Origin of the sequence: Nocardioides cavernae (assembly GCF_016907475.1) — a bacterium.
Lineage (GTDB): Bacteria > Actinomycetota > Actinomycetes > Propionibacteriales > Nocardioidaceae > Nocardioides > Nocardioides cavernae.
This window is the reverse complement of sequence record NZ_JAFBCA010000001.1, coordinates 1,236,236-1,248,784: the sequence shown is the minus strand read 5'-3', so window position 1 is coordinate 1,248,784 and position 12,549 is coordinate 1,236,236. Positions and strand designations below refer to the sequence as shown.

The 12,549-nt window shown below is 65.5% G+C and carries 11 protein-coding genes; 8 read left to right on the top strand and 3 right to left on the bottom strand.

Annotation, left to right across the window (positions count from 1 at the left end):
* Positions 1-47 precede the first annotated feature (47 nt).
* From JOD65_RS23645 to JOD65_RS05820, 4 genes are all read left to right on the top strand, one after another.
* A complete protein-coding gene (locus JOD65_RS23645; RefSeq protein ID WP_191193319.1) occupies positions 48-593 on the top strand; it encodes a DapH/DapD/GlmU-related protein in 546 nt (181 codons plus the stop codon).
* A gap of 17 nt (positions 594-610) precedes the next feature.
* A complete protein-coding gene (locus JOD65_RS05830) occupies positions 611-1,906 on the top strand; it encodes a hypothetical protein (protein WP_191193320.1) in 1,296 nt (431 codons plus the stop codon).
* A gap of 194 nt (positions 1,907-2,100) precedes the next feature.
* The gene (locus JOD65_RS05825; protein ID WP_191193321.1) at positions 2,101-2,805 is read left to right on the top strand and encodes a hypothetical protein; all 705 of its coding nucleotides are present in this window, start codon (positions 2,101-2,103) and stop codon (positions 2,803-2,805) included.
* A complete protein-coding gene (locus tag JOD65_RS05820; protein WP_224747118.1) occupies positions 2,802-4,136 on the top strand; it encodes a lipopolysaccharide biosynthesis protein in 1,335 nt (444 codons plus the stop codon). Before JOD65_RS05825 ends, JOD65_RS05820 begins: the two co-directional genes overlap by 4 nt.
* A gap of 305 nt (positions 4,137-4,441) precedes the next feature.
* On the opposite strand, the gene JOD65_RS05815 is transcribed toward JOD65_RS05820, so the two are convergent.
* Entirely contained in the window at positions 4,442-6,043 is a 1,602-nt protein-coding gene (locus tag JOD65_RS05815; protein WP_224747261.1) for a sugar transferase, read from the bottom strand.
* A gap of 167 nt (positions 6,044-6,210) precedes the next feature.
* Between JOD65_RS05815 and JOD65_RS05810 the strand changes: the two genes are divergently transcribed.
* The gene (locus JOD65_RS05810; RefSeq protein ID WP_191193324.1) at positions 6,211-7,650 is read left to right on the top strand and encodes a helix-turn-helix domain-containing protein; all 1,440 of its coding nucleotides are present in this window, start codon (positions 6,211-6,213) and stop codon (positions 7,648-7,650) included.
* 10 nt (positions 7,651-7,660) lie between these two features.
* Here JOD65_RS05810 and JOD65_RS23640 read toward each other — a convergent pair whose 3' ends face one another.
* Positions 7,661-7,786, bottom strand: a complete 126-nt coding sequence (locus JOD65_RS23640) for a hypothetical protein (RefSeq protein ID WP_263575279.1) — start codon at positions 7,784-7,786, stop codon at positions 7,661-7,663.
* Between the two features lie 288 nt (positions 7,787-8,074).
* Between JOD65_RS23640 and JOD65_RS05805 the strand changes: the two genes are divergently transcribed.
* A complete protein-coding gene (locus tag JOD65_RS05805) occupies positions 8,075-8,836 on the top strand; it encodes a hypothetical protein (RefSeq protein WP_191193325.1) in 762 nt (253 codons plus the stop codon).
* The gene (locus tag JOD65_RS05800) at positions 8,833-10,305 is read left to right on the top strand and encodes a nucleotidyltransferase domain-containing protein (protein WP_191193326.1); all 1,473 of its coding nucleotides are present in this window, start codon (positions 8,833-8,835) and stop codon (positions 10,303-10,305) included. The genes JOD65_RS05805 and JOD65_RS05800 overlap by 4 nt, the downstream gene beginning before the upstream one ends.
* Positions 10,306-10,320: 15 nt before the next feature.
* Here the strand turns inward: JOD65_RS05800 and JOD65_RS05795 are convergent, their stop codons facing one another.
* On the bottom strand, positions 10,321-10,803 hold the full coding sequence (locus tag JOD65_RS05795; protein WP_191193327.1) for a hypothetical protein: 483 nt from the start codon (positions 10,801-10,803) through the stop codon (positions 10,321-10,323).
* Between the two features lie 237 nt (positions 10,804-11,040).
* Between JOD65_RS05795 and JOD65_RS23095 the strand changes: the two genes are divergently transcribed.
* Complete coding sequence (locus JOD65_RS23095) at positions 11,041-12,438, top strand: tyrosine-protein kinase domain-containing protein (protein ID WP_191193328.1); 1,398 nt, start codon at positions 11,041-11,043, stop codon at positions 12,436-12,438.
* Positions 12,439-12,549 lie beyond the last annotated feature (111 nt).

Here is a 12,549-nt window from a genome sequence, read left to right as displayed (position 1 = left end):
CGCGCATGCCCTAGTGTTGCGAACACGATGCCTAGGAAGGCGTAGTCATGTTTCTTGTAACCATTGCCAAACGCATCCTCTTCAACCGACTGCCTGAGACGAAGCGGGTGCGGATGTGGCCGTCGCTCGGGCAGGTGGGCAGCGACGTGCGACTAACTGGTTATCCGAATTTTGGGTCGGAACCCTTTCTCATTGAAATCGGTTCACATGTGACAATTTCGGCAAACGTTGCCTTCGTCAACCACGATGGTGGCGCCAGAGTGTTTCGCGACGCGAGCCCCAATCTGCACGTATATAACCGCATCTCGGTCGGCAGCCACGTGTTCATAGGAATGGGCACGATTATTCTCCCTGGTGTAACGATCGGTGATCGTTGCGTCATCGGAGCCGGGAGCGTAGTCACACGCGACATCCCAGATGGTTCCGTGGCGGTAGGCGTCCCGTGCAGAGTGATCAAGTCGATTGACGAGTACGAGACCGGCGTTCGTCTGAAGGGAATAGATTGGCCGATTGGTCAGTACGACGAGTCGTGGCGCCGCAAACTTCTCTCTCTTTACCCATCCCCGGCCGTTTCTAAACAGCGCCACACATAGCACAGAGGTACCAAAAGGTGTTTCCGGAGCCGCTCACAATCGGCATCTGCGCGCTGTTGGCGCTGGTGTTGCGGCGACGACCGCTCGAACTGCTTGTTCTTGTTCAAGTATTGGTTCTACTGGTCCCGATTTCCGTTCAGGAGTATTACTTCCCGGGAATCCACCCAGCAGCCGTACTGATTGTGTTGTATTACGTAATCGCTCCGCGCCCCAGCGCCAACGAGCAACTGCGCGGCGTTACGCCAGGCCGAGGACTTCACGTCGCTGCACTTGTGCTGGCCCTTTTCAGCTCGGACCTGCCGGGCGAGCTGACATCGCTGACGAAGATCGCTGTCACCGTCCTGCTCGCACCTCTCGCATACGTCCTCATAGCGTGGAGGACAATCGCGTCCCGACCGGAGGGTGTGAAGCGTTTGCGCTGGGCACTCTTCGGACTGTTGGGGTTTAACGTCGCCTTTGCCGCACTGCAGCAGGCATTCTCGTCGCCCGTCGTGTTCGAGGACATCAATACCGCTTACTACAACTGGGGCGTCGTAACGTCGGGACGCCGAGCTGGCCTAATGGGCACGCCGCTCGACCTCGGACTGCTATGTGCGGTCTGCACGCCCTTGGTCGCCGCGGTGCGGTCACCAACTGCGCGGTATGTCTTAGTTGCGACGTGCACCGCCGGGGCCGTACTGGCGCAATCGCGCACCGCCTTGATTGTAGTTGTTCTTGTCGCATTCTATGTCGTATTGAGCGATACACGCCGGCTAGTAGGCAACGTAATTGCGGGAGCGGTTATTCTGGCGGGCGGCGCGTATCTGGCCAACGAGTTGGGTCTCTTCGAATCGATCGGGAGCCGATTTAGTGGGGGATACGGCGATGCGTACAGACTTAGCGCTTACGGTTGGTTCGTCGATAACTACCAGAGTTTCCTAATCTTCGGCAATGGTCCTTTCTCCGATCCCCGCAGCACTGGGGCAATTACAAGTAGTCTCGAGAACACCTATCTGGTGTATGCCTATAACTTTGGCGTTCTATTCGCACTGGCTCTTTTCGCCATTCACCTTTCCTACGCACATCGCGCGGGGCAGTCCAGGGAACACCGGTCCGCGCTCGTGGTTGCGTGCCTGGTCTTTATCCTCATGATCTGTTCATACTCGGGCGTGGCCGCCTCCCCTCAACTTGCTCTGATTCTCGCAATGGTCGCCGGCCAGGCGCTTCTGGGGCATAGATTTGTGACCACGTCAGGCACCACGATCCGGACAGTCACGGGCCGACGGGACAGCAGCGCAGGGTACCGCCGAGTTTCGAAACCAAAGGACGGTTGAGTTTGTTTTCGCAGACGGCGCTCTATCGAGACGTTGAATCGCCCGGTCCGTTTCGCCGAGGCATCCGCAAGGTAGCTGGATACGCGGGCTGCGTTGCCATGCAGGCTCGGTCCATATTCAGCCGGCAGAGACTTGTGGATCCACACAACGAGGCAGTGGTTTCGCTTACGTCCTACGGTTCGCGGATTCGATCGGTGCATCTCACGATCGAGTCAATCGGCGCTGGAAAGGTCAAACCCAGCCGGATCGTCCTATGGCTCGATGAATTCGAGGCCCTGGAGAGGCTACCGCGCGGTCTCAAGCGAGCCAGTAGGCGCGGGCTAGAGATACGCAACTGCGAGAATCTCGGGCCGCACAAGAAGTACTACCCCTACGTTTCTGAGGCGGTCCACGAGACGTCAACTGTCCTTGTTACCGCGGACGACGACGTTCTCTACCCGCGAGGTTGGATGTCCGACCTGTCGGACGCGCATAGCCAGTGGCCGAACGACGTGTTGTGCTTCCGTGCCCACCGGATCCGGCTCGCCAATGATGGGATCGCTCCCTACCTCGAATGGGGCCGGGAATCGTCGACGGTTGCGTCGCATACGGTCTTCGCGACCGGTGTCTCCGGGGTCCTGTATCCGTCCGAGATGGTGCGGCAATTGCGCGCGGCCGGACGCGCCTTTGATCCAGTGGCGCGGTCAACAGACGACATCTGGTTGCATCGAGTTGCGCTACGCAGCGGGATCAAGGCGCGGCAGGTTGTAGCGCCAGCACGCCTGTTCCTCTCCATCCCATCAACCAATAGGGTGCAGTTGGCATCAGACAACGTTGCGGGCGGCAAGAACGACGCCATCATTTCCGAGCTTTACGAGCCAAGCGACGTACGCACCATCCAGAACGAGATTCGCAGTTGAGCGAGTCTTCTAGCCCAGCAAGCGACTCAGGGGCTGGATCCTCGGCACGAGGTATCAAGTCCACGCTCATCGGCGTGGCGGCGCCCCCTATTGCAACACTTGTCGCCTACAGCGTCTTGGCACAACTTCTCGGCCCCGAGGGTCGTGGCTTCGCGGCCGCGGCAACCGCTCCGCTTCTTCTGATCACGTCGGCACTGACGCTTGGGTTGCCAGAAGCCCTAACCTACTTCGAGTCCCAGACGGCCGTGCGCCGCCGCGTCTCGGCGGGCGCCATCGCCGCCCTGCTTTTCGCGGGAATGGTGGGCACAGCCCTCACCTACTGGGCTAGCGACTCCCTCAGCGGTGGCGATGCTGATCTGGCGCAGACGATGACCTGGGTGGCCGCCTTTTCTGCGCCGGCGCTCTTAGTTGCCGGCCTCCGCGGTATCGCACTCGCAAGGCAGCGTTGGTCCCTGGTTGCGACAGAGCGCATCTTGAGTGCCCTACTTCGACTCACATCGATCTTGGTCCTCGCTCTAGTCCTTGGGCTTACACCCACGAACGCTGCGCTGGCGCTGGGCGCCACGCTAGCGGTTGGCGGCGTGGTGTACGTTCGCCTACTTCGTCGAGAGCCGAGGCGCCAGGAGCTCGCGCGCGAGGCCCAGGGACCGACGTACCGGCAACTTCACGGCTACGGCCTTCGTGCGTGGCTCGGATCGATTGCCGGCATCTTGCTCATGCGGCTTGACCAGCTCCTCCTCACGCCGCTCGCCGGGCTCCAGCAACTGGGGTTCTACGTGGTCGCAGTCAACGTCGCGGAGGCAGCGTTGATCTTCAACGCGGCGGTGCGAGAAGTGGTCTTCTCAAAGCAGTCGTCACGGGGTGACGTGCGCCAGCTCGCACGGGCCTCGCGGATGTCGACTGTTGTGACCCTGGCTCTGGTCATTGCGTTAGCTTCGTTGGCGCCAGTGGCTATCCCGATCGTTTTCGGTGACGCCTTTAGCCCCTCGATTGGGCCGACCATGATCTTGCTCGCCGCCGTTCTGCTCGGGAACCCCGGGTCAGTCGTGGGGGCTGGACTAGCTGCGTCTGGACGTCCGGAGCTGCGCAGTTTCAGCCTTCTTGCCGGGCTTGTGGTGAACGTCGTCATAATCGTCACGTTGGCTCCGCAGTGGGGCGCAGCGGGAGCAGCCCTCGCCACCCTGGCAGGCAACGTCGTTTCGGCCGGCCTTAACATCCGGTGGTACTGCCGGATCGCCGAAGCGCGCCCGCGCGACTTCCTCGTTCTTCGGGCATCCGATTTTCGAGACACCGTCGCCGTGGCTAGGACGACACTTCGTCGTCACCGCTAGCCGGGCTGAAGCCTCGCTCTAAGAGCGGCGGTTCCCCGGTACACGGTGGTCCGGAGCGGAAGAGACGCGTCGCGAGCCCGAGACTGAGACCTGCGCGCCAGCCCGAGTCCAAGCTGGACCACGAGTCATGCGCCCCAGCGAGGGCCGAGAGGCACCCGCTGTGCCGAGCCAACGCACCTGAGTCAAGGCCCCGGCCGCGGCCGCCGCGTCTCCCACGTGAAGACCTCGCGCGATGGGCATGGCGGCACCGCGCAATCGTGGGGGGCCTCTCCCCAAGCGCTCCCGCGCGTAACGGCAGCGTTACGTTAGTAGGCGCCGTCCGAACCAACGACAGCTCGGGCGGTACGCCAGAGAATTGAGAGGTCGGTCATCATCGACCAGTTCTCGACATAGTGGACATCGAGGCTGATTGCTTCGCTGTACGCGAGGTCAGACCGTCCAGAGACCTGCCACAGTCCAGTCATGCCCGGTCGCACGGTCAGACGCCTGTGCGCAACGTGGTCGTACTGCGCAACCTCGAAGTCGCGCTGCGGTCGCGGTCCCACCAGGCTCATGTCGCCCTTGATGACGTTGAGAAGTTGCGGGAGCTCGTCGATGGAGAACCGCCTGATGAACGCGCCGACCGGCGTAACGCGAGGGTCCTTGGTCAACTTCGGAAGCTCGGACAACGACTTGCCCTCGGCCGCGAGTAGCGACGCCAACTGACTGTCTGCGTCCGACCGCATCGATCGGAACTTGATCATTCCGAAGCTGTCGCCGCGTCGACCGATGCGCTCCTGGCGGTAGAAGACTGACCCGGGGCTCGAGAGCCTGATCGCCAGCGCCGTAGCCACGAACAAGGGAGTCGCCACAACCAGGATCGCGGTAGCGCCAACAATGTCGAAGAGCCGCTTCGTGAGGCGGGCGGCGCCGGCGTACTGCGGCTCGCTGACGTGAAGCATCGGCATGCCCGACACGTCCTGGAGGTACAGGCGAGACGACGACACGTTGAGGACGTTCGGGGACAGGATCAGGTCGATGTTCGACCCTTCGAGCTGCCAGGCCAGGTCACGAAGAGACTCGTGGCCGAGGTGTTCGGTGTCTGTGACTACCACTGTCGTAGCGCCGGAGATGGCTAGAGCCTCGGCGAAGTCCGTGTGAGATGACATCACGGGCACGCTCGCGATTGCGCCCTCCTGGACGATTGCGAGCGGCATGCTCTCGTCTGGCACCCACACGCCACAAACTTCATAGCCCGCCGTCTTGTGCTTCGCGAACCACTTCGCCAACTCAGTGGCTGTGCGCTCTCCGCCCACGACCAGTACTCGGACGGTGGCCATGCCCTGCTTGCGCGCTCGGTGCAGCCCCACTCGAGCGAGCTTGCGCTCGACGAGCAGGCCGACAAGGCCGAGCGGAAAAGCCGTGGCGAAGTAGAGGCGGGAGGCGTCAATCTTGAGAACGAGTGAGACCATCGCCAGCACCGCAAACACGCGGAATGTCGCCACGATGACGCGCCGGTACTCTTCCGATCCGTGTCCGACCACCAGCGGGTTGCGCGACTGGTTCATCTGCAGAGACGCCCACCACACCACGGCCAGCGCCAGACCGAGACCGGCGTAGGTGATCCCCAGCCCGTCTACCTCGGGAGCGGCCATGAACCCGAACTTGGCGATCTGGGCGGTGCCGAGCGCCAGCGCCAGCACGATAAGGTCGCCCAGCAGGAGTGCACGCGCATGACGTCGACGCCAGACAGATGCGTCGACCTCCCTCTCACGGGTGCCGACAACTTGAAGCGAGCGATGCTTGACATCGCCGCTGGGTCGTTCCAACTCTGGCGCACGACTGACTACGGACATTGCATCCCCCACGGATGACTTAAACCCGAGGCTCAACCCCGAGAACGACGTCAACCAACCCCTGACTGACATGTACACGCTAAGCGACTACCGGTTGGATCGTGGAAAGTTGGACGAACATGAACCGTTTTTGAGGTGTGCTGTTGCTCACGGCTTACTCATCGACCCCCCTTACGGGTGGTGCCTCCTCGAAAGCAGCCGCCATCCGGCTGAGCCACCTCGCGGTTCCGAAGTGACCATTGTCGGCGAATCTGACGGTCAGTTTTGCCAGAATTCAACAACTCCGCTCGCCGGACCCTCACAATGGCCGGATGGACGCACGTCAGGCCGAACTGCTCGCCCAGGCCGATGCCCACGAGCTGGGTCGCCGGCTTCGCTCGATCCGTGTCGCCCGGGGGCTGACCCAGGGCGAGGTGGTCGGCGACACAATGTCGGTTGCCTATCTCTCCCGCCTGGAGACCGGCGCGCGTAAGCCGACGGTGAAGGCGCTCAGCGCGCTCGCCGCGCGACTCGACGTGACGATCGATGCATTGCTCGCGGTCGAGCCGGGTCAGGATCCTGACGAGGTGCGGCTGGCGCTGGACTATGCAGAGCTTGCCCTCGAGTCCGGCGAACCCGCCGAAGCCGCACAGCACCTCGACGCAGCCATGAGCCGGGTGGGCGACGTGGCCGGGACCGGCCTGCGGGAGCGCGCCAAGCTTCTGCACGCTCGCTCGCTGGAGGCCAGCGGCCAAGAGGACGAGGCCATCATCGAGCTCGAGACGCTCCTGGAGGACAGCACCGTGAGCGAGGTCAGCCGCATCAAGGCTGGCATCGCCCTCAGCCGTATCCACCGGGAGACCGGCGACCTGGGCCGAGCGATCACCTGCGGCGAGGAGGTGCTGTCACAGTTGCGCACCGCCGGCCTCGACGCGAGCGACGAAGCCGTGCAGCTCTCCGTCACGGTGGCGGCGGCCTATTTCGAGCGCGGCGACACGGCCCATGCGGTTCGACTCTGCGCCAAGGCGATCACCCAGGCCGAGACCCTCGACTCGCCCCGGGCCCGGGCGTCGGCGTACTGGAACGCCAGCGTGATGCAGGCCAACCGGGGCGACATCACTGCGGCAGTCCCGCTCGCCGAGCGCGCCCTTGCCCTGCTCGGGGAGGGGCAGGACGCCCGCAACCTGGCGCGCCTGCGCGCCGAGGTCGGGCGCCTCCAGCTCGAGCTGGAGCCTCCTGCAGTGGACGACGCACGCAGCAACCTGCAGCAGGCGGTCACTGAGATGGAGTGGAGCAGCGCGACCCCGGTGGACCGGGCGTGGACGCTGCTGGGCCTAGCCCGTGCAGCATTCCTCAGCGACGACCACGACGAGTGCCGCCGCCTGCTCGCGGACGTCCACGCCACGTCCGACGGCCAGTCACCGCTGGCCGAGGCCGAGGCGCTCGCCCTCGAGGGACGCATCAGTGCCGCCCGAGCGGACACCAACGAAGCGGCTCGCTGCTACCAGGCTGCTGTCCTGAAGCTCTCGAGCATCGGCGCCGACAAGAGCGCGGCGCAGTTGTGGTTCGACCTTGCAGCTCTCCTGGAGAGCGTCGGCCTGATCGAGGCCGCGACCGACGCCTACCGTCGCGCCGCAGCCTCGACCGGCCTTCGTGCTCGCACGACCGCGCCTGCGGTCACGCGTGAGCTGACGTCGTAGGGGACGGGGCTCAGCAGCACCAGATGTTGCGCTGCTGGACGTCCTTCGGGGCCGCGGTGGCCGGAGCTGCCATGCCGGAGATGCTGACCATGACGATGGCGGTGGTGGCAACGACGAGGCGGGCGATGTTCTTCATGGGGTGACTCCTTGTGGGGTGTGGGCTGACCGAGCGACCCGGGCAAACGGGTCGCTCGCGGCGATTGTGTCAAAAATGCTGCGCGGACGCGCCGTGTCTGGCAAACTCAGTCAAGACAGATTGGCAAACGCCCCCGCCGAGACGTCTGCTCATCAAGTGCCCCCCACTTCGAGCCAAGTAGATGCGCTTCACCCCACGGAGCGCCCGGAGCCCCCCGCACCCCACGCGGGGGGCCCATTCTTTTCCATCCCGGATGGGGCCGGGTCGATCGGCTCTAGGGTTGCGGGCATGTCCAGCACCGACAAGATCGAGTCCGAGCGAGACGTGGTTGCCCACGTCTCGGCCTTCGGCGTCGTGGTGCCGGTCCGAGCCTCTCCAGCACTGCGCGGGCCCGTGCTGGAGGCGTGGCGCGACGCGCTGACGGACGCCGAGCCGACCACCGCTGTGGTGGACGCCGTCGGGCAAGACGTCGCGAGCGCCCTTCACCACCTGTCCCCAGCCGTCACCACCGCCGCGATCGACGCTCGGGCGGGGGACCTCGTCATGCTGCACGCTGCGGCCCTCGCCGATCCTGCGACCGGCCGGACCGCGGTGCTCGTCGCGGCGTCGGGCACCGGCAAGACCACCGCGTCGGTGACATTGGGGAGGACGTTCGCGTACCTCACCGACGAGACGTCAGCCATCACCCCGGACGGAGTCGTGCTGACCTACCGCAAGCCACTGTCCATCATCGACGGCGGGCACCTGAAGAAGCAGGTCGCCCCGTCCGAGCTCGGACTGCTCGCAACCGAGCGCGAGTGCCGGCTGGCCGCCCTGCTCGTGATCGAGCGGGATCCACAGCACCGGGGCGGGCCGACCGTCGAGCCACTCGAGACCGTGGACGCCATCGCCGCCATCGCGCCGCAGTCGTCCTACCTGCCCAGCATGGACAAGCCGCTCCACCGCCTGGCCGAGCTGATCCACCTCGTGGGCGGCGCTCGGCATGTTCGCTACGCCGAGTCGGCGGACCTCGAACCCGTGCTGACCGAGCTCCTGGCCGTGCCGTCGTGATCGTCAGGCGTGGCGCGCTCACCGACCACTACGTCGAGGACGAACGCAGCGTGGTCATGGTCGACGAGAGCGTCCTCGGTCTGTCGCCGGTCGCCACGGCAATTCTCGAAGCCGTCCCCGAGGGCGTCGACGTCGGCCTCCCGGCCGTGACGAAGCACGTCGTTGCCACGTTCGGGCCGCCTGCGGGGACCGAGTCGGCGGAGGCCCTCACCGAGCAACAGATCTGGGACCTCGTGGCGCACCGAGTCCTGGTGGTGGTCGAGGGCGACGACCACCCGGCACGCGAGGCGTCACCGCACGGGACGGAGCGCCGGCCCGGCCCGGTCGGCGACGACCCCGAAGGTGCAGTCACAGCGCTGCGGGACGCGCTACGGCACCTGCGCTCCGACGACAACGGGCGGTGGGCGGCGCCCGATTCACTGACCCCTCGAGGACTCGTGGTCGCAGCGCGCCAGCATCACGTCGTTCCCTACCTGGCAGCCAATCTCGACCGTCTCGACATCCCGGGACAGGCGAGGTCAGAGCTGGAAGCCGCGGCCGGGCGTCAGCACGCGGGGGCAGTGATGCTGGCGGCCGACCTGGCATTGGCAATCGAGACACTTCGCGAAGCGAACGTTCGAGCTCTGGCATTCAAAGGCGTGACGCTTGCTGCTCAGGCGTACGGGGACTTCAGGACGCGCGGCACCGGAGACCTCGACCTCTTGGTAGCCCCGCAGGATCTCGCCCGAGCGCACCTAGCGCTCACGAAGTCCGGTTGGCATCCCGCCAGCGGTTACCCGGCGCCGGGTCCCTCATGGGCTTGGCGCCACTTCGGGCGCACAGGGAACGAGCTGACCTTCCTCGGCACCCACTCCGATATTGATCTCCACTGGCACCTGGTGCCAACCCGCGGCACGTTCCCGGACTTCGACACTCTGTGGTCCCGGCGTGCGGCTGCCGTGGTCGCCGGTCATCCGACGCCCACCCTCTCCCCCTACGACGCGCTGGCTCACTCGGCTGGGCACGCTGCCAAGGATGGGTGGCGGTGGTTGCGGAGCCTGCTCGATGTGCACCATCTGGCCAGTCAGCCCTCGACCTGGTCGTCCGTCGATCGGCCACTCCGCGGGGACCAGATGCTCAGCCTCGGACTGGCTGTTCGAATGTTCGGCCCGACGAACAGCAGCCCAGCTGACCTCGAGAAGGCATGCGTCATGCTCACCAACCGGGTCTGGGATTCCGTGATGCGCCAGCAGGTGGCCACTGGCGAAGCACACCGCGCATTCCGAGTGGCTGGGCCGGCCTTCGTTCACAATCTGCGCGGGCTTGTCCGCACAGGCGCGCCCATCCGGGAAACGGCGAGGTTGATCAGCCGGAGCGTCTTCCCGGTGTGGCACACGTCCGAAGAGCTTTCACCGCACGCCGTCGTCGCCGCACCCAGAGCACTGGCTAGAAGAGCGTCAGAGGTGGCGCACAGACTGCGCCACCTCTGAATGGCGTTTTGCGCGTCACTTGACGAGAGTGAACTCCTGGCTAGGACCGATGCTGAACTGCACCGTCGCTTTCACCGTCTTGTCGTCGTTGCTGCCGAGGATCACAACCGGGTTGAACGACACGGTCGCGGGGAGAGGGTTCGTCGGCCCGGCGTAGGTGTAAGTGGCCGTGCGACGGTTGGGGGAGATGACACCAGCCGACCATCCCGCCGGCGCATTCGCCGAGGAAATCGAGTTCTTGTCGACAGTGACACTGACAGTCCCGAAGGTCGTGGTCGACCCTCGCGTAAGCGTCGTCATGATGTGGAGCTCTTTACCAGCACGGTAGGTGCCGCTGCTCGTCATCGCAGGCGGCGTCGTCACCGATGCCGCCGCGATGTTCGGCGTCGCCACGACGACCGTGACCGCCGATGCGGACCACGCTGCCCCACGCAGCGCGGTCCGACGGGTGATGCCGCTCTCGTTCGAGCGTGACTGACTGGTGAGCTGATCGCTCATTGTTGGTGCCCCCACCTAGGAAGTTGTGAGTGGTCGCCCCCGACCACTGCCGGTCGACTCGTGCCGTCCGGGTGATCGGAAGGCTATACATCGGAATCCGGGGTTCCGTCGAGTTTTACCGGAATGAGGGTTTCCTCGATGAATGTTGTACTTCCCCACGGACCACCCGATTCGCGGGACGTCCCACGCGGCGGCACCTACGCTTCTCAAGACATTCGGGAAAGTAAAGGGGATCCGGTGGAGCTCGCCGACTACCTGCGCATCTTGCGCAACCACTGGATCGCCGTGACGGCGTTCATCCTCGTGGCCGCGCTGGCCGCCTTCGGGTGGAGCAGCATCCAGCCCAAGGTCTACGCCGCGAGCTCGTCGGGCTTCGTCACCTCCGGTGGCGGCGGCGACCCGGGCCTCGACAGCCTCAACGACTCGCTGTCCAAGTCGCGCGCTGCCTCGTACGTCGTGCTGGCGAAGGACCGCGAGACCGCGTCGATCGTCATCGACGACCTCGGGCTCGACACCTCGCCCGAGGGCCTGGTCGGCAGCATCGACGCCGCCCAGACGCCCGACACCGTCGTCATCTCCATCACCGCACGCGCCGGCACGCCCGAAGCGGCGCAGCAGCTCGCCGACGCGTGGGTGGGCGCGCTCGCGCAGCGGGTCAAGAGCGTCGAGGCCGGCAAGTCCAGCGGCAACCAGGGCATGCGCATCGAGGTGTCGGAGTCGGCACAGCTGCCAACGAGCCCGGTGTCACCGCAGGTCGAGCGCAACGTGCTCCTCGGCGCCGTGCTCGGCGCCCTGCTCGGGCTCGGCTACGCCGTCGTCCGCAGCCTGCTCGACCGCCGCATCCGCTCGAGCGAGGACGTCGAGCGCGACACCGGCGTCCCGGTCGTGGGTTCGGTGCCCGACGTCGGCAAGACGCCCGGCATCTTCGTCGGCACGGCCACCGGCAACGCGGCCCTCGCGGCGGAGGGCGTACGCCGCCTGCGCACCAACCTGTCCTACATGGACGTCGACAACCCGCCACGCGCGATCGTCGTCACCAGCCCCAAGCAGGGCGACGGCAAGTCGACCGTCGCGGCCAACCTCGCCGCCGCCATCGCCAGCTCCGGGCAGTCCGTGACCCTTGTCGACGCCGACCTGCGCCGGCCCACCGTCGCGGCTGCGGCCGGGGTCGACGACACCGTCGGCCTCACCGACGTGCTGACCGGGCGCCTCGAGCTGGCCGACGCCCTCCAGTCGCACCCGACCATCGAGGGCCTCAGCGTGCTCACCTCGGGATCGCGGCCGCCCAACCCGAGCGAGATCCTGGGGTCGCAGGCCATGCGCGGCGTCATCGCCGACCTGACCGCCAAGGGGATGCTGATCATCGACGCTCCTCCCCTGCTGCCCGTGACCGATGCTGCTGTCGTCGCGCACGCCGCCGACGGTGCGTTCATCGTGGTCTCGGCAGGCCGGACCCTCGACACGGAGCTCGACAACGCCCTGGGCCACCTGCGCACGGTCAACGCCCGTCCGCTCGGCATCATCCTCAACCGGGTCTCGAAGCGGACCGTGGGAGCCGGCAACTACGGCCACTACGGCTACGGCACCGACGACTACGTCGAGAGCACCAGCGGGCGGCGCAAGAACCGACGCTGACCCGGGGAAGGTCGAAGGTCTGTACCAGCGGACCAGACCGCTCGGTGGCCAGGTCAAGGTTTCCCGCACGTTCCGTCCAGCCCGGCTGCAACAGCCTGAAGTCGACCTACG

Excerpts from the sequence above, each read along its gene's own strand:
- JOD65_RS05815 (WP_224747261.1), bottom strand. The coding sequence starts at position 6,043 with ATGTCAGTCAGGGGTTGGTTGACGTCGTTCTCGGGGTTGAGCCTCGGG.
- JOD65_RS05795 (WP_191193327.1), bottom strand. The coding sequence starts at position 10,803 with ATGAGCGATCAGCTCACCAGTCAGTCACGCTCGAACGAGAGCGGCATC.
- JOD65_RS23645 (WP_191193319.1), top strand. The coding sequence starts at position 48 with ATGTTTCTTGTAACCATTGCCAAACGCATCCTCTTCAACCGACTGCCT.
- JOD65_RS23640 (WP_263575279.1), bottom strand. The coding sequence starts at position 7,786 with ATGAAGAACATCGCCCGCCTCGTCGTTGCCACCACCGCCATCGTCATG.
- JOD65_RS05805 (WP_191193325.1), top strand. The coding sequence starts at position 8,075 with ATGTCCAGCACCGACAAGATCGAGTCCGAGCGAGACGTGGTTGCCCAC.